The sequence below is a fragment of the Gordonia sp. (in: high G+C Gram-positive bacteria) genome, from assembly GCF_049647785.1.
GTDB lineage: Bacteria > Actinomycetota > Actinomycetes > Mycobacteriales > Mycobacteriaceae > Gordonia.
Genome location: NZ_JBARYI010000081.1, coordinates 38,925 through 56,954, shown reverse-complemented (window position 1 = coordinate 56,954; position 18,030 = coordinate 38,925). Strand labels below are relative to the sequence as shown.

The following is an 18,030-nucleotide window of genomic DNA, read 5'->3' as shown; positions in this document are numbered from 1 at the left end:
TCTGATGATTCGACTAGCACAAGTGTTCGATCGAAAAACATAGACCGCTTCTGACCAGTGCATGAGCTACGGCTCGGCCACCCCAACACGAGCCGCAAACACGGCCGCATGATCATTTCCCGCAACTCGGTGAGCGCGGCCAAACTGTTCGACCGCATTGATGTGATCATCGGTTGCGGATCACTTTGGATGTTCCGAGGTACCAGACCGCACCTGTCAGGAGCCAGATCGCGGTGATGACACCGAGTGTCCGGAATATGGAAAATAGGTCGTCTCGTTGCCGCTTCGACCAAGGAGTCCCGAACAACTCGGCACTGACAGTCCTACGACTGCCAGCGTGGCGTGCGCTTCTCCAGGAATGCCGAGATACCTTCTTGCGCATCGCATGTGACGGCGTTGGTAGCCATAACTTCGGTCATGGCGGCGTAGGCGTCGGGTTCGGTGCGATCGATCTGGTCGTAGAAGGCGCGCTTGCCTACCGCGAGCGTGTCGCCGCTGAACTGCCCGATCCGGCCCGCAAGTTCCGCGACGGTGTCGTCGAGCGCTTCTGCAGGCACGGCACTGTTGATGAGACCCCAATCGACTGCGGTCGCGGCGTCGATCATGTCGCCCGTCAGCAGCATCGACATGGCGCGCTTGCGGCCGATCGCACGGCTCAGCGCCACCATCGGCGTGGAGCAGAACAGTCCGATCCGAACACCCGGGGTCGAGAATCGAGCATTGTCGGCGGCAATCGCGAGATCACAAGTGGCCACAAGCTGGCATCCCGCAGCCAATGCCATGCCCTGAACCTGGGCGATGACCGGTTGCCGAACCGCGTGAACGGTCGCCATGAGCTCGGTGCAGGCGGCGAAAATTTCCCGTTCATCGTCGACGGTCCGATCGACGATTTCGGAAAGGTCATGTCCAGCAGAGAACGCTGGCCCGTGCGCCTTGATCACGATGACTCGCACATCCGAGTCAGCCCCGAATGCCAGCAACTCACGAGTCGCCGCTCGCATTGTGCTCAGCGACAACGGGTTTCGACGTGCGGAATCGTCAAGGGTAAGCACGCCGACGCCGTCGACGACGGCTGCGGACAACGCAGGCACAGAAGTCATGCCCCCATTGTCGGCCAAACCATCTCGCAGCGCGGCTACTTCAGGGCCGACAGCACCCGGTCGGCGTGGACATTCATGTTTGTTTCGGACGCGATCACATCGGCCACGATGCCGTCGGTGCCGATCGCAAACGTGACGCGCTTGGTCGGCATACCGACCTTGACGAGAACGGATCCCCGGCGCACTCCGTAAGCCTTGGCGACCGAGCCATCAACATCGGAGAGCAACGGGTAGTCGAGACCGTGCTTGTCAGTCCAGTCTTTCTGCTTGCCGACGTCGTCGGCGCTGATGCCGACGCGCTGCACACCGGCTTGATCGAACTCGGTGGCGAGGTCGCGGAAATGGCACGCCTCTTTGGTGCAGCCGGGGGTAAACGCGGCCGGATAGAAGAACAGTGCGACGGGCCCGTTGGCCAGCAGTTCCGACAGTCGCTGGGTGTTGCCGGTTTGGTCGTACAACTCGAAATCCGGTGCGGTATCGCCGATCTTCATAAACGCCAACCCTACTCGCCTTGAACGACACGCCTCACGCCTCAACATGCACCGATCTGTTCTAGCGGTAACAATGGCTCCATGATCACCGTCGAACACCTGAGCAAGAGATACGGCGACTTCGTTGCCGTCGATGATGTTTCGTTTGTCTGCAAGCCCGGTCGTGTCACCGGCTTCTTGGGACCGAACGGCGCAGGCAAGTCGACCACCATGCGCATTATCGCTGGCCTCACCCCTCCGACGTCGGGTTCGGCGACGATCAGTGGCGTCCCCTATCGCGACATCCCAAACCCGGCGACCCAGGTCGGCGTTCTTCTCGACGCCTCCGCGCAGCATGCCGGCCGCAGTGGCAAGGAAACTCTCCGCCTCTCGGCGATGACGATGGGTCTGCCCGCTTCGCGCGTCGACGAGGTTCTCACGATGGTGGGTTTGACGCCCAGCGAGAGCAGTCGACGCGTCCGCAACTACTCGCTCGGTATGCGACAGCGCCTCGGGATTGCGAACGCCCTGCTCGGCAACCCGCAGATTCTGATCTTGGACGAGCCGGTCAACGGCTTGGATCCGGCGGGCATCCACTGGATGCGCATGCTGCTGCGCGACTACGCCAATCGTGGCGGCACCGTGTTGCTGTCGAGCCATCTGCTGCACGAGTTGGAGATCATCGCCGACGATCTCATCGTCATCGGCAATGGCCGGATTGTGGCGCATGGCCCGAAGGACGAGCTTCTGGCCGGGGTTGGCACTCGGGTGCGATCCGGTGACGACGCCAAGCTTGGTCAAGCGTTGGCGGCGGCGGGCTTCACTCTCCGAGATGCTGAGGATGGCGGCTTCCACGTGGAGGCCGAACCAGAGCAGGTGGGACGGGTCGCGCTCGACAACCAGGTACCCCTCATCGAATTGCGAGCCGGCGACAACACCGGACTCGAAGCCATGTTCTTGCAGCTCACTGCGCAAACTCAGCGTGAGCCCATCAACCAGGGAGCTATCTGATGAGCACCACGTTTGCTGCAGTCGACAACCGTGCACCGGGGATCCCCATGTCGCGCCTAGTCCGTGTGGAAATGCGGAAGCTATTCGACACCCGTGCCAGCATGGGCCTACTGATCGCCATGGGTGTCCTTACAATTCTGATCGCTGCCGTCTCGGTGCTGGCGAATATCAACCACTACCGGGATGCTCCGACGTCATCGTCCGATATCGGCGACCCGCTCTCGTTCGGCGACCTCTTCACCTCGATGAGTATCCCGATCGGCATCATTTTGCCGGTGATGGCGATTTTGCTGGTGACTTCCGAGTGGAGTCAGCGGACCGCGCTCGCCACGTTCACGATGGAGCCCCGCCGCGAGCGGATCGTTATTGCGAAGCTCGCGACTTCGCTCATTGCTGCTGCCGGTGCCGTGGTGTTCGCGTTGATCGTCGCGGCCATCGTGAACGTTCTGGCCGGGTTGTTTGTTGACGGTGCCGGGTCGTGGAATCTTTCGGTTGGGCAGATCGGCCAGATGTTCCTGATCCACGCCTTGGGAATGCTGGTCGGCTTCGGTTTCGCCGCGCTCTTCCTCAACACCCCCGCGGCGATCGTCGCCTACTTTGTGCTTCCGATTGCGGTGTCCCTCGTGTCGTCGCTGGTGCCGTGGATTAACGAGAATCTCTCCGAATGGATCAACACCGATCGCGCTGGTGCCCCGTTGCTCAGCGGTGCCCCGATGACGGGGGCGGACTGGGCACACGTCCTTGTGGCCTTCGGCATCTGGATTCTCCTGCCGCTCGGGTTCGGTATCGCCCGCATCATGCGGTCCGAAGTTAAGTAGTCGGGTTGGGGCGACGTGGCCAGAGATTGGTTTCGCTCTACCGAGTGGACGCCCGAGGTTGAGGCGGAGTTCGACGTCCGACTTCAGCGCGCCCGCAAATACAAGCGCCCGCAGTACCTGCGGGTCCAAGGGGTGACGCTGAAGCGGGCGGGCGACGTCGAAACTGCTCGTGAGCTGTGGCTGCGGGTATTGGACGAAGAGGACAACTCTGAGTCGGCCTCCGCGTTAGAGCACCTCGCCGATTCGTGGACACTCGAGGATCCGGCCCGCGCGATCGATTACTACCGAACGATGCTCGCCGACTTCCCCGATCTCAAGAGCACCAGTTGCACCGCACCTATCAAGTTCGCCGAACTGCTCCTCGATCGCGGCGAGCCGTCGGACATCGTCGAAGCGGATGCTGCGCTCGCCTTCCCGTTGGGGATCGCGCCACTTCCCGACATGGATTTCCGTCGGCAGGTGGCCCTCGCTCGCCTCGGCCGAATCCGGGGCGATAACGCTGCTGTGCGCTCGGCGGCCCGGACCGCGTTGGAACTCGCTGCCAAAGGACCGATCTTTACCTACCACCCCAATGTTGGGCTGGTCGATACCGATGCGAAGACACTCCAGCAACTCCGACGACTAGTTCGCTTTCCTCGACTCGCTCCGATTCCCCGGCTAACTACCCGCGGCTAGCTCACAGCGCCAACGAGGGGTCACGGCCCGACCGGGTAGTGACTCCGAATTGCGAGGCGGTTCCACGCATTCATCACGATGGCCAGCCAACTGATCGCCGAGATCTGCTCGGAGGTGAGGGAGCCGTTGTCCCACACCTGGGGCTCTGGCACCGGCAGCTGGGTCACTTCCTCGGCAAGTGCGATCGCCGCCTGCTCCTGGTCGGAGAAGTACTGGGACTCCCACCACGCCGCGATCACGGCGAGACGGTCGGCGCTCTCCCCTTTCGCTATGGCGTCGCGGGTGTGCATTCGCAGGCAGAACGCACAGCCGTTGAGCTGCGACACTCGGATCTTCACCAACTCAACCAGCAGCGGATCGAGGCCTGCGGCGTCGAGCGCCGAAGCCACCGAGGCGTCGAGGCCAGCCAGCAATTTGTACTGCGCCGGGTGCTCCTTGCTCAGGTTGACAGTGACTGCCATCGGATCGAGATCAGGGTCCATTTTGTTTGGGCCTCCCATTCTTGATGCTTTGCACGCTACGCCGAGGGTCCGACAATTTTTGTCCTCCCTGAGTTGGTTGCCGCCGATACCGAACCGGCACCGTCTGACTAATGTCGACGGCATGGCGTTTACTGGTTTTCCCGAAGCGGCCCTCGACTTCTACGACGACTTGGAAGCCGACAACAGCAAAGTATTCTGGGATGCGCACCGCGACACTTATCGCGGCAGCGTGGCAGCCCCGATGGTCGCGCTCACCGATGATCTCGCCGACATGTTTGGTGCGGCAAAAGTCTTTCGCCCGAACCGGGACGTCCGCTTTTCGAAAGACAAGACGCCTTACAAGACGCACCAGGGTGCATTCGTCGCGGTCGCTCCGGCGACGGGCTACTACGTCGAGATCGCAGCGCCCGGCGTCAAAGTCGCTTCCGGTTTCTATCACGCCGACACCGAACGTCTCGCGCGGATTCGCCGGTCCATCGATGAGGAACTCCACGGTGCCGAACTCGAACACATCCTCGAGGTCCTGAAGCGTAAGGGCTGGGAGATCGGTGGTGACCGACTCAAGACTGCTCCCCGCGGGTGGAGCGTGGACCATCCACGGATCGAACTGCTCCGGCACCGGTCCCTGACGGTGACCCGCAACTATGGTTTCGCCGACATCATCCACACTCCCGAACTGGCCGACCAAGTGCGCAAACATTGGCGCGAAACCCGCCCGCTACTCGACTGGCTGGTGCAGCACGGATAGCGGCCACAAGCAGCAAGCCGCCCCGACCGGTATTGGTCGGGGCGGCTTGTTCTAGTTTGACGAGTCAGAGTCCGGCAATCTTCGGCGGGACGTACGGGTCGTGGTCGGCCATTAGTTTCTCCACGCGCGCCTCGTCGATCCGCGCCATCACATGCGTCTGCTCCTGGCGGTCGCGAACCACTTTCGACAACGTGAATGTGCTCGACACCAGGAACAGTAGGGTGATGCCGATGTAACCGCGCTGCCATGCATCCATCGGCAGGTACGCCATCCCAATCAGCGCTGCGGCCATGCTGACTCCGAAGGCAATCATCGACTGAACGTAGAAAGCGGCCGTGTTGGACTGGGGAACTGTTCGTGTATCCATGCCTTAAGGGTGTCCGGCGCGGCCGCCGTGCAACTCCGAAAAGTTACGCAGATTCGCCACGCACTTACGCACAGGTAGGCGACCTCAGCGGGACCGGTAATGCAGGTACACGGTGCCGCCGTCGAACCGTCGTTGCTCGACGAGTTCCAGGTCAAGAAGCGCACCTTCGACGAGGGCGCGTCGTCCCCCACCCAGTACTTTTGGCGCAACAAACAGGTGGAAGTCGTCGATCATTCCGGCGCGCATCGCCGGCCCTGCGGTGGTTGGTCCGAAGATCTCAACGGAACCCTCCGCCTCGGAAACGATCCGAGCAAGCTCCGGTAGCTGCAGATCCGCGACGAGGCGACAGCGCCCGTTACCCAGATCTGCGTTCGTCAGCGTCGACGACGCCACTACCTTCTTAATTGCCCGCCAGCGTCGACCAAACTCTTGCTCATCGGGCGAGACGTCGGCGTCGGCGGGAAGGTCTTCCCAGTACTGCATCAGCGCGAAGGTTTTGCGCCCCAGCACTTCCGTTGAGACCTCAGTCATCCGCTCCAGGTGCGCGGCGAAGATCTCCGGACTGGGCGCAAACCATTCAAAACTACCGTCGGCGTCTTCGACGAAACCGTCGAGCGACATCGTCGTCGAATAGCTCAAAGTACCCATCGGAAATCACCTTTCCAGGAGGTTAAAGAACCTTTTTCACAACACTCGACTTAAGCTGCATCTGGCCGAAACCAGGCACCTTGGCATCAATGTCGTGGTCGCCCACGCCCTCGCCGATGAGACGAATTCCGCGAACCTTGGTGCCAATCTTGACGACGCCGCCACCGGCACCCTTCACCTTCAGGCTCTTGACGATCGTCACCGTGTCGCCGTCTTCGAGGACATTGCCGACGGCATCTTTGATGACGTCATCGGCTGCGACGTCAGCATCTTCGCTGGGCGACCATTCGTGAGCACACATCGAGCAGACGAGGAGAGCACCCGAATCGTAGGTGTACTCGCTTTCACACGCCGGGCACGGCGGCAACTGATCAGACATGCGTGCGACGCTACAACATCTTGGCCCGGTCAGGCATTTGGCTGCTCAAGCGGTATGGACGGTTCAGTGGACGTCGATGGCTCACTGGCAGCGGGTGGGGCCGCGTCAGCCGGCGCCGCGGGTGCCGGTGCGGTTGCGCGCTCACGCATGATGCCAAAGTGGCGGACCGTGCCGGAGACGCTCGTCAGCTTCGCGGGCTTGGTCCAAGTACGCATACCGTCGGAACTGTCGGAGTAGACGTAGTCGCCGGCCTTGTATGAATCGAGGTACAGCCGCCACGTGCCGTTCGGCAATTGCGTCACGGCGGGGCCTTCGACAAGGGTGCCCCAATCTCCCGGGGTCACATACGAATACCGCCCGCGCAGTGTTGGCGCGACCGCATGCTGGATCGTCTTCTTGGTCTCGTTCTTCGTGAACGCATGGTAGGTGGAACCGACCTTCACGATGGTCGTATCAATGTGGTCGGCACCGATGCCGTCGAGCGCCACGGGAAAGCTCCACAGGGTGAGCGACGAATTGAGCGCAGTCATCAGGTACGGAACAAAGCCGCCACCGGCCGACATGGAGACGATGATGTTCACGGTGTTCCCGTCGACGAACCATTCCGGTGCCCACGCCTTTGTGGTGAACGGCGACAGGGACGGTCCGTCACGGAATCCGGCCGACCCGTTAACGCCGGGTAGCGGTAGCGGCCCCTTGCCGTCGCCCGTTCCGGGAAGGAAGGCGCAGCAGAACGGGAGCGGCCAGTTCTTCATCGGCGTCCAATTCGCCAGGTCAGGACTGCTCGCGAAGCCAATGCTCGTATCGCCGGTCGTGTAGGTGATGTAGTACAGGCCGTTGGTGTGCCGGACAATGCTCGGGTCGCGGACCACGCCGGCGGGCGGGCGGTAGGCGGCCTTCTTCAGGAGTTGGAAGTCAGTGCCGTCGCTAGATGTGTAGACGTCCATGTCGCGGACGCTGGAATTGCTGAAGCCCACCATCGTGTACTTCCACCCCGGAGATGGCGCCGGCTCGGCAGCCGCAACGCCGGGCGAAGACACAACCAGTGCGATTGCGGCAAATAGGACGACGAAGGTGCTGACAAGACGAGGCCGATCGATGGGAGACACGTGTCCCAGAGTCGACGATCCAACTCGAATCATCAACCCCTTCTGTCACAGCAGCCCCAAATCGTTACCCGACGCTAAGCCGCGATTCGAATCCGCAACCAGTCGTACATCCCCGACCGTGCTTTCGCGGCCATCGATGTCGGATGGGCGGTGAAGGCGTGCGGCGATTCCGGATAGACGTTGAGGTCGACCTCCACACCCGCCGTCATAAGTCGCCCGACCATCGCCAGATTGTCGTCGAGCAGGATGTCGTCGGCCCCAACTACTAGATGAACCGGCGGCAGACCGCGCAAATCAGCGTAGATCGGCGAAACATCCGCGATGGTTCGATCCGCACAATCCCCCAGGTACGCCTGCAGGAAATACTCATCAGCAATGAGTCGCCCCGCTGGCGTTTGACCGGAAAGGTCGTAGGTGCCGCAGTCCAGGACGGCACCGCAGTAGTTGTTGATGCCACGTTCGCGAAGGCGGATGAGAGTCGTGGCGACCAGCGTAGATCCGGCCGAGAGCCCAAGCATTGCCAGTCTGGCAGTCCCGAACCTAGCCTGAGCGTTCTCGACAAGCCAGAGCGCCGCCGTCTCACAATCGTCCGGCGCCGAGGGCCAGGGATGCTCCGGAGCGAGCCGATAGTCGACGCTAACCACAGCGACTCCGAGTCGATCCGCGAGCTGCCGATTCCGCGTATCGCTGCCAGCCGCAGAACCCAAGTAGAAGCCGCCAGCGTGCATCTCCAGCACGACGCCTGCGGGTGGGACCTCCGTTGGCAGATGAATTCGAACGTCGACGGTCGTGCCGCCTGCGTTTACGGTCTCGGTCGATGGCTCAGGCCAACAGATTCCGGGAGCGGCCTTCCCCGCGCGGGCCGCGTGAAGCTCGTCCAACGTTGTCGGCCCACGTCCCGGAGTCCGATCGGCATAGAAAGCCCGCGACTCTTCGACGAGTGGTAGCAACGCTGGATCAATTAGAGAGTGGAGACCAAGTCGCATTAAGTGCACTTTACGAGTGCGGCGTGCGTTGTTCGACTGCTGGTCGTGGATATCTGCGGCACACGCTCTTACGATTGCCTGATGGGCATCAGTATGGACAACGTCGGGATCGTCGTGGAGAACCTAGACGGTGCCATCGCCTTCTTCCGCGAGCTGGGCCTTGACCTCGAAAACCGGGCGACCATCGAAGGCGACTGGGCTGGCCAAGTGACCGGTCTAGGTTTTCAGCGGGTCGAGATCGCCATGATGAACGCACCAGACGGCAGCGGCAAGCTCGAACTGTCGCGGTACATCGAACCGGAGGTGATCGCCGATCACCGGAACGCGCCGGTGAATGCGCTCGGCTACCTCCGGGTGATGTTCGCCGTTGACGACATTGACGACACCCTCGCCCGCCTGGCCAAACATGGTGCCGAACTTGTCAGCACCGACGTAATCAATTACGAAAACGTCTACCGACTTTGCTACGTACGCGGCCCCGAGGGAATCCTAATTGGGTTGGCGCAAGCGGTTCACTGATCTGAGGCACGCCGCTCAGTCGTGCAACACGAGTTCGAGTATTTGTTGTGTGTGCCCGGGGATCTCGGACTCGGCGAGGCCGCCGATGATGTCACTCAAAGTCAGAATCTCGTCAACGACCAGGGCATCGTTCGAGACCAGCCTGGCCGGGATCTTAGAGACAAGTTCACGATCACTGAGGACGGGCCCATTCACCCGGGGTGGCTCTACGACAGTGTCAGCAACACCTACACGCTCAGCGGCCTCAAGGAACTCGTCGTAGGAGAGGCGAAACGGCGTGGTGTCGAGCATTGATGACTTTCCTCCTGACCCGGATAATCCGCTCATCGATCTGCCATCTCCCACGGCGCCTGAGGTAGGACGGTGCCGGTTTCGAGCAGCGACTTGAGGTTGGCCAGCACGGCTGGCCAACCCTTCGAGATGCCGTTGAGCATTTCTTTGTTCGGAAGATTCTCGTGGGTCACGGTGAGGCGGACGATGTCTTGGTGAGACTCCACCAGGAACGTGACCGTGGAGGGTGCCCGTTGGGTCGACTCTTCCGGAGAGTCCTCGAAAGTGATCACCAGACGCCTTGGAGGTTCAGCCTCGAGGACTTCCCCGGTGACGTCGACGGTGCCGCTACCGTCAGTTCGACGATGCTCCCACGCTGACCCCGGCTGCCAGTCCGAGACGTTGGCATGACCCCAGTACTCGGCGGTGAGATCAGCGTCGGTCAACGCCTTCCACACCTGCTCCGGCGTTGCCTTGATGTAAGTCACGTACACATAGTTCGGAATCATGGCGTCCTCTTCTGCTCTGGCTTTGATGTCGGCGAGCGCGTCGAGTCGGGGCTTGTCGAACGCTGCGATCCAGCGCTGCTCGATGTCGTGGATGGGTGCCGGGTTGAGGTAGTGAAGACGCTCTCGCCCTCGTCGTACGACCGTCACGAGGTTGGCCCGTACGAGAACGTCGAGGTGCTGTGTCACGGATTGCCGCGACATGTCTAACTGCTCGCACAACTGACCGAGAGTCTGTCCATTTTCCGCGCGCAGGCGGTCTAGAAGCCGTCGGCGGGTCGAGTCTGCCAACGACTTGAAGATCGGATCCATATCCACACGACCCATTATGCAGGTATTTACTTGCCTATTTCAAGGGTTGTCGGCCGCCAGGCATTCGCACCGATGATTAGCGCGTACGGATCGCCCTTCAGTGCAGCATGATGGAGCCATGGCGAAACTGCGGCTCCTGCAGATTGGGATCGACCCCAACGTCGTTGACTTCTCGCCGTGGCCCGGCCAAAACGCAGACCTCTTGTTCGAACGCATTGCCATAGCCCAGGCCGCCCTGCGCGACGCCGGCTTCGACGTGACCGAATGCCTTGTGCCCGACGACGTGGACGCGGCAGAGAGCAGTGTGCGCCGAGCGTTCGCCGGACACGAGTTCGATGTCGTCGAAGTCGGATCCGGATTGCGTGCATCAAACGATTACACGCCGGTGTTTGAATGTGTCATCAACACGGTTGTGGCACTTGCGCCCGGTGTCCGGTTCAGTTTCAACGATTCCCCGGAAACTACCCTCGAGGCAGTCCTGCGCAGCGTGCAACCATAGGCAAAGTGGCGTGCCCGTCAGTGCAGCATGATGGAGCCGCCGTCAACCATGAGCGTCTGGCCAGTCATGTAGCTGGCGTCGTCGCTCGCCAGGAAGACGACGACGGGCGCGATGTCGTCGGCGGGGCTGCCGAGACGGCCGAGCGGGATGCCAGCGAGCATGCGCTTGTAGTCTTTGGGGAACGCTTCCGACCACTGCTCGATGCCCGGTGTCAGCGCGACCGGCGAAACCAGGTTCACCCGGATACCGTCGGACGCCCATTCGTTGGCTGCGACGCGGGTGATCGCGCGGATCGCTTCCTTGGCCGCGGCATACGTGACCTGTGTCGGCAGCCCCTTCAGGCCAGCACCCGACGCGAAGTTCACGATGGCCCCCTTGTTCTCGGCCAGCTGCGCGTGTGCGGCTTGCATGAGGTGGAAGGTCGCGTACATGCCGCTACCCATGGAGAGGTCCCACATTTCCTGGGTGGTTTCCAGGATGGGGGCCTGCCTGGAAGCGTGTGCATTGTTGACAAGGATGTCGAGCTTGCCGAATGCGTCAACTGCCGCGTCGACGATCACCGCCGCATTGGCCTGTACCGAGATGTCTTTGTCGAGATAGACCGCCGGGCGGCCGTTCGCGATCTCGGCGACGATCATTTCGCCGTCGCCTTGCGGCACAATGTCGACGACGAGCACGCTCGCACCTTCGTCGAGGAACTTGGAGACTATTCCGCGACCGATCCCGCCCGCTCCTCCGGTAACGATCGCGACCTTGTTCTCCAAGCGCATGACGGTGTCCTTTCGTTGGCTCCTAACCGAAACTTACCGCCACATGGTGGACAAAACCTGGCGCATCAAAGAACGGACAGTGCCGCGGTCGGATGACCGGGCACTGTCCGAGTCCGCACTCTAGTGGTCGCGGTTTCAGCCAGGTCACCCGAACAGGCTATCCAGCGAGCCGGTGCCCAGGGAACCGTGATCCGGCTGGGCGCAGCCGGTCACCGTAACGCTTCGCCACTCCCGATTGCCAAGCCATTCAGGCATGCCATCAGCGGTCTGCCCGTTGTTTCCGGGAGGTCCGAGCACCATGCGGTAGGCAATCTTGTGGGTCGCCGCGTTGGGGTTCGGGAGGCCCGGATTCCAGCCGTTCAGACTCTTCAGATCTTGCACGTAGGTTGCTGTCACGGGTGCGCGGTCGGACACCATGGTCCGGTTCGCGTCAGTGTTCTGGCCGGCACCGCCATCGGGCCAGCTGGGAAGGTCAGCCTTCGACGCCATATTGGGGCTGCCGGTCCGCCAGACGGGGAACCCGACACCAATATCGCGTCCTTCCGGCACCTCATCGTCAATTCGCCAGTCAATCGTGTAGCTCGTGACGTTGGTCTTGTTCACGATGGAAAATTCGGCCTTACAGTGGCCGAGGTTCTTCGCGGAGAATGTGACGGCCCCTACCGGCGAGCCCGCGGCTGGCACAGCGCCAGCCGATCCAACGCCGACCGAGACGAGAGCGCCCGCTGCCACGCAGGCAGTCGTAAGGGTCCGAGCAATAGCAACCATGGTGGTCCTTTGTTTGGGAGGGCAACGTGCAAAACATAGCCTCACCGGCACCATCACTGTCCACACCGCCGCGCATTCACCCCTTCGGCGGACACAATTCTGTGCATACAGCGAATTCGGGTCACGATAGTTGGCACGGGCCTCAACGCCGACTGGCTGCAAATTGTCCAGTTTCCCAAGCACACCGTTTGTTGCATCGCACGAATCCCGCGACCGCTGGGACTGATGTGTGCCCAGTGACCGTCGGGAAGTATCGGAGGGCAGGTCCAACCCCAACGCACACGCTCGGACTACTCGGAGTTGGAACCCAGCAGCCACCGTCGCTCATGCACGTTCAATCGGGAACCAGAGCTCACACGTCGCAGTACTGAAATCGGCTGCGCGCTCGAGGACAGCGACAATCGACGGACCGGGCCGCAGGCGCCAGGGGTTAGACGGGAACCATTCAGTCGCCGATGCCGCATACGATTCCTGTAGCGCTTCCGGATACGGCCCCGATGTCCGGAACACCACCCAAGCTCCTGCCTCGACGTCAATCACGTCCAACTCGGCGGGCACCGGGTCAGCTGCGTCGACCGCTACGCCGTGCAGGTAGGTCAATTCGCTGCCTTCCACAGCATCTGGATCAACATCAGCGCTGACCTGGAGGAGTCCCGCAGGCTCCGACGAACTGAGTTCTTTGAGCCGCTCATGTGCCGAGCTGGGCAAGGCTGCAATGTGCTGTTGAATATGCGGGTTGACTCCTTCATAAACGAGCGGCACGCGCGCGGCGTGGCCGATGAGTCGGAAGGCTGGTCGTTCGGTAATTCGGGCATCCATGGGGTTGTTCCCTTCGACGGTCAGGCGGAACCTGATGTGCGGTTGGCTACGAAGGGGGCCGCCATCGCGGCGGACATCGCCGTGACTGACACCGTGCACTGCGCGAAATGCTCGACCAAATGCTTCGACCGAGCCATACCCATAGCGCACCGCGATCGTGAGTAGACCCTCATCCCCGGTAACGTCGGCCGCAGCTACCGTCATTCGACGGCGTCGCACGTACTCCGACACCGGCATCCCAGACAGGGACGAGAACATCCGGCGGAGGTGGTAGCCCGTCGTTCCCATCGATGCTGCGAGGCCGTCAACGTCGACTTCGTCCCCGAGGTGCTGCTCGATGTCGTCGACGAGCCGGTTGAGGATGTCAATCATCATCGCTCCCTTCGGCTTCCACTTTCATCGAAGTGGCGCACCTCGCGCCCGACTATCCGGGCCCGGTTTGATCGGCTATCCGCTGCCACCCCAGTCGCTCTCGGGGACCAGCAGTTTTCGGAGAGCTAGCTCTCGCTCTTGCCCTCCGCATAGGCACGACTGCCGGAGAGCGCAAACAGCGCGTCGATCACCGAAATGAACACGTCAGCTGCCTCTGCAGTCGCAAACTCTGCGAGTTCACGCGGGTCGCCGTCCGGGTTCAGTAAGCCGAAGACCTCGCCGTCGGTGCTCGGCAGCACCCAGAGTCGGTCGGTGCCCGGACCGGTGATGCGAACAATGGGGTCCGGATCGTCGACGATCTGCGTCGGCACCACCCACTCCACCCCGGGGTGGTCGGTGTCAGCACCAGAGGAGATCGTGTCACCACCGATGCGCAGATGCTCGGGCATCTTCGTCATCTTGGCGATCAGCAGGCCCGCCCGCTTGGCGGCCTCTTCGTCGAAGGCGGACGCGAGCGGCTGCCACGACGATTCCCCAGTCCGGTAGATGATGAGGTATTCGTCGCCGCTGCCGACGACCGCGAGTTGCGCACGAGTCTGCGACGGCACTAGCGCGCCCCAGGCACCGTAGATCTCCATGCCGGTCTGTTCCGTGCTGTCGTTCAACAGGTTCCCTTCGTGGGTCGAGTCGCACCTAGTTTCGCATGTGACCTGGTTTGGGAGCCTCGGGACCGTCGTCACTCCGGGAAACAGTGGTTACTGCGGGAAACAAGGGAAGCTATCGCAGCCTCGATCATGCCCTTCGGCCACGCGAATCGTTGCGGCGAACCGGCACCGCCCACTGCTACAGTGACGAAAATCCGGACCAACCTCCCGATCGGACTTCGATGGCCCGTTATTCCTCTCCTCGTGCGCTCGCCGCAGCTATCACTGCCATGGCGGTCGTGAGTGCCTGCTCGACAAGTCCCGACATGGCGCCTGCCGCACCGTCGTCGGAGCAGGTCGCGACCTTCTCCGAGACTCAACGCAATCGCATCCACTATCTGACCGGCACAGACCAGGACCCAGATCAAAATTGGGCGGACTTTTACCTCCCGGCCGGCAGGCAGGCCGTGGACACCATCCCGTTGGTCGTGCTGATCCACGGAGGCGGGTGGCGATCTCAGATCGGTGCCAACGTCTTCGATGAGCTCGCGATGGATCTCGCCGGTCGCGGAATGGCCGTCTACAACGTCGAGTACCGGCGGCTCGGCCGCGGTGGAGGCTGGCCTACGACGTTCCGCGACGTGGCCCGGGCCCTCGACCACATCATCGACCTGGACAAGAAGTTCCCGCAGATCACGGTGAGGGATGAACTGGTCGTCGGACATTCCGCGGGCGGCCAACTCGCGATGTGGGCCGGTACCCGCCATAAGCTGGAAGACGATGAGGTCGGATCACGGCCGCGTTTCCGGCCGACTCGCGTCGTGTCCCTAGCCGGTCCGTTGGACATGCGGCAGACCGCGAAGGACGGCAACAACCACATCATTGGCGCGATGGGTGCCCCGCCGTCGGCGAAGCCGGAGCGGTGGGACGCCGTCGACCCGATCAAGAACATTGACCCGACGATGCCGGTAGCCGCAGTGCACGGCACCGCGGATACCGTCGTTCGCCCCCACAATTCGACCCGGTACATCGCCGAAGTCGAACGCCGCGGCGGTGCCGGACGCCTTCTGCTCCTCGACGGCGAAGGTCACGTGTCGCTCGTCCAGAAGGGCAGTCCCGCGTACACGAGAGTGATCGACCTAATCGCCGAATACTCGTCCGAGGAACAATCCGAACTCACCGAGGAGTAGGTCGGCAAGCTAGACGTTAAACCGGAACTCGACCACGTCGCCACACGTACAAACCTCTCAGAACCCGGCGAATTCGCCGAAGCGCCACCCCTCTTCTGGCTGCGATCATCGAGCCCGCCGAGCGAGGTAGCAACCCAGGTTGACAGACCGTCACTTAGCAACATAGGTTGACGGCATGGAGTCTCCGCGGATCGCAGCAGTAGCAGCCGATACCAGCGACCCGAAAGCAGGATTGCGGGCCGTAGCGTCCTTGCGCGTGCTCGCGGACACCTTGGAACTTCGGCAGGTCGAGGCCGCGTTGCGTTCGGGCATGAGTTGGCAGGAGATCGCCGACGCGCTCGGAGTGACGCGACAAGCTGCCCACAAGAAGCACTCCAAAAGAATTGACCCCGCGATCTCGACACCCAGGAGGAACAGATGAACAAACTCGTCCGCGCCGCTCAGACCAGCCAATCGCTTTCCCTGGCCGCCATGGAGGAAGCATCCCGGCTCGGGCTCCGCGAAGCCGACATCGACCACCTGTTCCTCGCATTGGTCATCAACGACCAGTCTGCCGGCCGCGCACTGCGCGAGCTGGGTATCGACATTGACAGCGCCCGTCTCGCTGTCGAGGACCAACGTGATGCACAGCTGACTTCACTCGGCATCGAGGCGTCGTTCCCCGAGGCCGGGCGCATCGTGTTCCATGAGACGGATGGGTACGAGTGGACTCGTCGCGCTCGGGACCTCATCGCGAAATCCAGCAGCAAAGGCAAGTCGGGCGACGCTGCCGCCGTTCTCCGGGAACTCGTCGCAGAGCCCAGCGGCCTGATCACGGATATCCTCGGCCGCCTTGGCACGACATCCGATGCACTCATCGAACGCCTCGATCGGGCCGACTCGCCCTCTATGAAGTCCATGCCCTTCGCAGCGAAAGTGAAGGGGCGGACCACGGGAACGATTGAGACTTTCATATCCGCACCACTGGACGAAGTGTGGGCGTTCCTCACAGATCCCGCACGTATCCCCGAGTGGGAACCGAGCATCGGCACCCTCGACCAGACCGGTCAAGAAGCGACGCCGGGTACGGTCTGGGAGGGCACGGCACCCGCAATCTATCCAGACGGCAAACCTGTGAAGATCAAACCTCAGTTTCGTCGACGCAGTGTTGAGCTCATCGCAATTCACCAACCGGACAGGATCGCATGGAGCTTTGGCTATCCCGACGTCGCGCAGAGTAATTCGATTCTGACTGAATTCACCTTGGCGAACGCGACCGGTGGCACACAGCTGCGGATCAGCAGGTCCTGGTCGCGACGCCAAGGGTGGCGAGGACTTGTCGCATGGCCGCTGCGTCCAGTCCAGAAGTTCCTGGTGTGGATCACCCTGTTCCAGACCGGCAGCGCGATCAGCCGAACATTTCGCTAGTCCCAGGCGCGGCGACTCGCCTGCTGGTCGCACATAGATCGAGTGCCCGGATCTCCACAGGGAGATCCGGGCACTCGAGCGAGACATTGAAGCGGAACGCGACTACACGTTGAACCTGAATTCCACCACCACGTCGCCACAGATACCAACCTCTGGAGAAGTTCGCTACTGCCCAGGTTTGACCTTGTCGTAACGGCAAGGTTTACCGTCTCTTGCTATGACTATTTCAGTGATTGACAGCGCGTCGAGCATGCGCCGAGTGCTCGCAGCGACACCCGATGACCGCGCCGATCTGGTCCGTGAGATGTGGTCTCCCCTAGCTGGGATGTACCACTTCATCCCGGGAGGGGTCGACATGGCCACCGTGCACCGACAGAACTTCGGCTTCGACTGGGAGGGCACAACCGAACCGATCCTGGGGGCCCTCGGGCGTCTCGTCGAGGCAGACGCCTGGAACCGCATCACTACGGCACTCGAGTCCGGAGCCGCAGCACTCCGGGCAGCTGCCCCGGGCATCGAGGTGCCCGATCTGCAGGTTCTCCTCGTGGTAGGCGATCCCGCCAACAAGCACTTCGTCGACGAGATCGAAGGGCTGTCTGCATTCGGCGGAATCAGCGGCTACATCACCATCACCGTCTGGCCCACGCATCAGGTTCTGGAACGGCTCGAAGCGATTGCCGTTCATGAACTGCACCACAATGTGCGGTACTCGCCGGGCGGAGTCGTATGGGACCCGATGACGGTCACCGTAGGTGAACAGGTGATCTCGGAGGGGCTTGCGGATGTGTTCGCTGCGGAGATGTACGGTGACCGCGGGTACACGCATTTCGTCAGCGAGAGCATCCACAATGATGACGACGTCCTTGCGAAGGTCGCAAGCGGGCTGCACATCACTGGCATGCAGAACTTCACGGCGTGGGTGCATGGTGACGCGAGTGCGCGCTTGCTCGGCGCAGAACCTGTCGGCCTGCCTACGGGTGCTGGCTACGCTGCCGGCATTCGACTTGTTCGTGCCTATCTCGATGCCACGGGAGCCACTGCGGCACAAAGCATTGCCGTGCCTGTGGACGAGGTTCTGCGCGTCGCCGCGCCTCAGCTCGGCTTGCGTCTCAATCGGGAAGAATGAGAACGACGTCAACCAACTGGAGGCAGTCCGTGGAG

General features: G+C 61.9%; 23 protein-coding genes. 9 read left to right on the top strand and 14 right to left on the bottom strand.

Annotated features, from left to right (window positions below):
* Positions 1–323: 323 nt before the first annotated feature.
* Both WBA38_RS13760 and WBA38_RS13755 read right to left on the bottom strand, forming a co-directional pair.
* Positions 324–1,100, bottom strand: coding sequence for an enoyl-CoA hydratase (locus tag WBA38_RS13760; protein WP_424322931.1), 777 nt, complete (start codon positions 1,098–1,100; stop codon positions 324–326).
* 35 nt (positions 1,101–1,135) lie between these two features.
* Complete coding sequence (locus tag WBA38_RS13755; RefSeq protein ID WP_424293193.1) at positions 1,136–1,591, bottom strand: peroxiredoxin; 456 nt, start codon at positions 1,589–1,591, stop codon at positions 1,136–1,138.
* 81 nt (positions 1,592–1,672) lie between these two features.
* Here WBA38_RS13755 and WBA38_RS13750 point away from each other — a divergent pair, with 81 nt between their 5' ends.
* From WBA38_RS13750 to WBA38_RS13740, 3 genes are read left to right on the top strand one after another with little or no spacing between them, the layout of a single operon-like run.
* Positions 1,673–2,581, top strand: coding sequence for an ABC transporter ATP-binding protein (locus tag WBA38_RS13750; protein ID WP_424293194.1), 909 nt, complete (start codon positions 1,673–1,675; stop codon positions 2,579–2,581).
* Positions 2,581–3,399, top strand: a complete 819-nt coding sequence (locus WBA38_RS13745) for an ABC transporter permease (RefSeq protein ID WP_424293195.1) — start codon at positions 2,581–2,583, stop codon at positions 3,397–3,399. The genes WBA38_RS13750 and WBA38_RS13745 overlap by 1 nt, the downstream gene beginning before the upstream one ends.
* A gap of 15 nt (positions 3,400–3,414) precedes the next feature.
* The gene (locus WBA38_RS13740; protein ID WP_424322930.1) at positions 3,415–4,074 is read left to right on the top strand and encodes a tetratricopeptide repeat protein; all 660 of its coding nucleotides are present in this window, start codon (positions 3,415–3,417) and stop codon (positions 4,072–4,074) included.
* Positions 4,075–4,094: 20 nt separating this feature from the next.
* Here WBA38_RS13740 and WBA38_RS13735 read toward each other — a convergent pair whose 3' ends face one another.
* Positions 4,095–4,556, bottom strand: coding sequence for a carboxymuconolactone decarboxylase family protein (locus WBA38_RS13735; RefSeq protein ID WP_424322929.1), 462 nt, complete (start codon positions 4,554–4,556; stop codon positions 4,095–4,097).
* 121 nt (positions 4,557–4,677) lie between these two features.
* Between WBA38_RS13735 and WBA38_RS13730 the strand changes: the two genes are divergently transcribed.
* Positions 4,678–5,304 carry a DUF2461 domain-containing protein gene (locus WBA38_RS13730; RefSeq protein ID WP_424322928.1) on the top strand — a complete coding sequence of 209 codons (627 nt, stop codon included), beginning with the start codon at positions 4,678–4,680 and terminating at the stop codon, positions 5,302–5,304.
* A gap of 64 nt (positions 5,305–5,368) precedes the next feature.
* Here the strand turns inward: WBA38_RS13730 and WBA38_RS13725 are convergent, their stop codons facing one another.
* From WBA38_RS13725 to WBA38_RS13705, 5 genes are all read right to left on the bottom strand, one after another.
* Entirely contained in the window at positions 5,369–5,671 is a 303-nt protein-coding gene (locus WBA38_RS13725; protein ID WP_424322927.1) for a YiaA/YiaB family inner membrane protein, read from the bottom strand.
* A gap of 84 nt (positions 5,672–5,755) precedes the next feature.
* Positions 5,756–6,319 (bottom strand): dihydrofolate reductase family protein, encoded by a 564-nt coding sequence (locus WBA38_RS13720; protein ID WP_424322926.1) that lies wholly within the window; start codon positions 6,317–6,319, stop codon positions 5,756–5,758.
* A 22-nt stretch (positions 6,320–6,341) separates the two neighbouring features.
* A complete protein-coding gene (locus WBA38_RS13715) occupies positions 6,342–6,698 on the bottom strand; it encodes a zinc ribbon domain-containing protein YjdM (RefSeq protein ID WP_424322925.1) in 357 nt (118 codons plus the stop codon).
* Positions 6,699–6,727: 29 nt separating this feature from the next.
* Positions 6,728–7,807, bottom strand: a complete 1,080-nt coding sequence (locus WBA38_RS13710) for an arabinofuranosidase (protein WP_424322924.1) — start codon at positions 7,805–7,807, stop codon at positions 6,728–6,730.
* Between the two features lie 74 nt (positions 7,808–7,881).
* On the bottom strand, positions 7,882–8,793 hold the full coding sequence (locus WBA38_RS13705; protein WP_424322923.1) for an alpha/beta hydrolase: 912 nt from the start codon (positions 8,791–8,793) through the stop codon (positions 7,882–7,884).
* Between the two features lie 81 nt (positions 8,794–8,874).
* Here WBA38_RS13705 and WBA38_RS13700 point away from each other — a divergent pair, with 81 nt between their 5' ends.
* Positions 8,875–9,312, top strand: a complete 438-nt coding sequence (locus tag WBA38_RS13700; protein ID WP_424322922.1) for a VOC family protein — start codon at positions 8,875–8,877, stop codon at positions 9,310–9,312.
* Between the two features lie 15 nt (positions 9,313–9,327).
* Here WBA38_RS13700 and WBA38_RS13695 read toward each other — a convergent pair whose 3' ends face one another.
* On the bottom strand, positions 9,328–9,639 hold the full coding sequence (locus WBA38_RS13695) for a hypothetical protein (RefSeq protein ID WP_424322921.1): 312 nt from the start codon (positions 9,637–9,639) through the stop codon (positions 9,328–9,330).
* The gene (locus WBA38_RS13690; protein WP_424322954.1) at positions 9,636–10,400 is read right to left on the bottom strand and encodes an ArsR/SmtB family transcription factor; all 765 of its coding nucleotides are present in this window, start codon (positions 10,398–10,400) and stop codon (positions 9,636–9,638) included. Before WBA38_RS13690 ends, WBA38_RS13695 begins: the two co-directional genes overlap by 4 nt.
* 118 nt (positions 10,401–10,518) lie before the next feature.
* Between WBA38_RS13690 and WBA38_RS13685 the strand changes: the two genes are divergently transcribed.
* Complete coding sequence (locus tag WBA38_RS13685; protein WP_424322920.1) at positions 10,519–10,899, top strand: hypothetical protein; 381 nt, start codon at positions 10,519–10,521, stop codon at positions 10,897–10,899.
* Between the two features lie 17 nt (positions 10,900–10,916).
* On the opposite strand, the gene WBA38_RS13680 is transcribed toward WBA38_RS13685, so the two are convergent.
* The 4 genes from WBA38_RS13680 to WBA38_RS13665 form a co-directional block, all read right to left on the bottom strand.
* Positions 10,917–11,669 carry an SDR family NAD(P)-dependent oxidoreductase gene (locus WBA38_RS13680; RefSeq protein ID WP_424297471.1) on the bottom strand — a complete coding sequence of 251 codons (753 nt, stop codon included), beginning with the start codon at positions 11,667–11,669 and terminating at the stop codon, positions 10,917–10,919.
* Positions 11,670–11,813: 144 nt separating this feature from the next.
* The gene (locus tag WBA38_RS13675; protein WP_424322919.1) at positions 11,814–12,437 is read right to left on the bottom strand and encodes a hypothetical protein; all 624 of its coding nucleotides are present in this window, start codon (positions 12,435–12,437) and stop codon (positions 11,814–11,816) included.
* Between the two features lie 324 nt (positions 12,438–12,761).
* A complete protein-coding gene (locus tag WBA38_RS13670; RefSeq protein WP_424297468.1) occupies positions 12,762–13,631 on the bottom strand; it encodes an AraC family transcriptional regulator in 870 nt (289 codons plus the stop codon).
* Positions 13,632–13,753: 122 nt separating this feature from the next.
* Positions 13,754–14,293, bottom strand: a complete 540-nt coding sequence (locus tag WBA38_RS13665; RefSeq protein ID WP_424322918.1) for a hypothetical protein — start codon at positions 14,291–14,293, stop codon at positions 13,754–13,756.
* Between the two features lie 221 nt (positions 14,294–14,514).
* Between WBA38_RS13665 and WBA38_RS13660 the strand changes: the two genes are divergently transcribed.
* The 3 genes from WBA38_RS13660 (at position 14,515) to WBA38_RS13650 (ending at position 17,995) form a co-directional block, all read left to right on the top strand.
* Entirely contained in the window at positions 14,515–15,462 is a 948-nt protein-coding gene (locus WBA38_RS13660) for an alpha/beta hydrolase family protein (RefSeq protein ID WP_424322917.1), read from the top strand.
* 417 nt (positions 15,463–15,879) lie between these two features.
* Complete coding sequence (locus WBA38_RS13655; RefSeq protein WP_424322916.1) at positions 15,880–16,869, top strand: Clp protease N-terminal domain-containing protein; 990 nt, start codon at positions 15,880–15,882, stop codon at positions 16,867–16,869.
* Positions 16,870–17,086: 217 nt separating this feature from the next.
* Positions 17,087–17,995: a DUF2268 domain-containing protein gene (locus WBA38_RS13650; RefSeq protein WP_424322915.1), complete on the top strand. Its 909-nt coding sequence runs from the start codon at positions 17,087–17,089 to the stop codon at positions 17,993–17,995.
* The last annotated feature ends 35 nt before the right edge of the window (positions 17,996–18,030 follow it).

Excerpts from the sequence above, each read along its gene's own strand:
- WBA38_RS13690 (WP_424322954.1), bottom strand. The coding sequence starts at position 10,400 with ATGGATCCGATCTTCAAGTCGTTGGCAGACTCGACCCGCCGACGGCTT.
- WBA38_RS13680 (WP_424297471.1), bottom strand. The coding sequence starts at position 11,669 with ATGCGCTTGGAGAACAAGGTCGCGATCGTTACCGGAGGAGCGGGCGGG.
- WBA38_RS13750 (WP_424293194.1), top strand. The coding sequence starts at position 1,673 with ATGATCACCGTCGAACACCTGAGCAAGAGATACGGCGACTTCGTTGCC.
- WBA38_RS13725 (WP_424322927.1), bottom strand. The coding sequence starts at position 5,671 with ATGGATACACGAACAGTTCCCCAGTCCAACACGGCCGCTTTCTACGTT.
- WBA38_RS13655 (WP_424322916.1), top strand. The coding sequence starts at position 15,880 with ATGAACAAACTCGTCCGCGCCGCTCAGACCAGCCAATCGCTTTCCCTG.
- WBA38_RS13670 (WP_424297468.1), bottom strand. The coding sequence starts at position 13,631 with ATGATGATTGACATCCTCAACCGGCTCGTCGACGACATCGAGCAGCAC.
- WBA38_RS13715 (WP_424322925.1), bottom strand. The coding sequence starts at position 6,698 with ATGTCTGATCAGTTGCCGCCGTGCCCGGCGTGTGAAAGCGAGTACACC.
- WBA38_RS13660 (WP_424322917.1), top strand. The coding sequence starts at position 14,515 with ATGGCCCGTTATTCCTCTCCTCGTGCGCTCGCCGCAGCTATCACTGCC.
- WBA38_RS13700 (WP_424322922.1), top strand. The coding sequence starts at position 8,875 with ATGGGCATCAGTATGGACAACGTCGGGATCGTCGTGGAGAACCTAGAC.
- WBA38_RS13760 (WP_424322931.1), bottom strand. The coding sequence starts at position 1,100 with ATGACTTCTGTGCCTGCGTTGTCCGCAGCCGTCGTCGACGGCGTCGGC.
- WBA38_RS13745 (WP_424293195.1), top strand. The coding sequence starts at position 2,581 with ATGAGCACCACGTTTGCTGCAGTCGACAACCGTGCACCGGGGATCCCC.
- WBA38_RS13735 (WP_424322929.1), bottom strand. The coding sequence starts at position 4,556 with ATGGACCCTGATCTCGATCCGATGGCAGTCACTGTCAACCTGAGCAAG.
- WBA38_RS13705 (WP_424322923.1), bottom strand. The coding sequence starts at position 8,793 with ATGCGACTTGGTCTCCACTCTCTAATTGATCCAGCGTTGCTACCACTC.
- WBA38_RS13730 (WP_424322928.1), top strand. The coding sequence starts at position 4,678 with ATGGCGTTTACTGGTTTTCCCGAAGCGGCCCTCGACTTCTACGACGAC.
- WBA38_RS13695 (WP_424322921.1), bottom strand. The coding sequence starts at position 9,639 with ATGAGCGGATTATCCGGGTCAGGAGGAAAGTCATCAATGCTCGACACC.
- WBA38_RS13685 (WP_424322920.1), top strand. The coding sequence starts at position 10,519 with ATGGCGAAACTGCGGCTCCTGCAGATTGGGATCGACCCCAACGTCGTT.
- WBA38_RS13720 (WP_424322926.1), bottom strand. The coding sequence starts at position 6,319 with ATGGGTACTTTGAGCTATTCGACGACGATGTCGCTCGACGGTTTCGTC.
- WBA38_RS13675 (WP_424322919.1), bottom strand. The coding sequence starts at position 12,437 with ATGGTTGCTATTGCTCGGACCCTTACGACTGCCTGCGTGGCAGCGGGC.
- WBA38_RS13755 (WP_424293193.1), bottom strand. The coding sequence starts at position 1,591 with ATGAAGATCGGCGATACCGCACCGGATTTCGAGTTGTACGACCAAACC.
- WBA38_RS13650 (WP_424322915.1), top strand. The coding sequence starts at position 17,087 with ATGACTATTTCAGTGATTGACAGCGCGTCGAGCATGCGCCGAGTGCTC.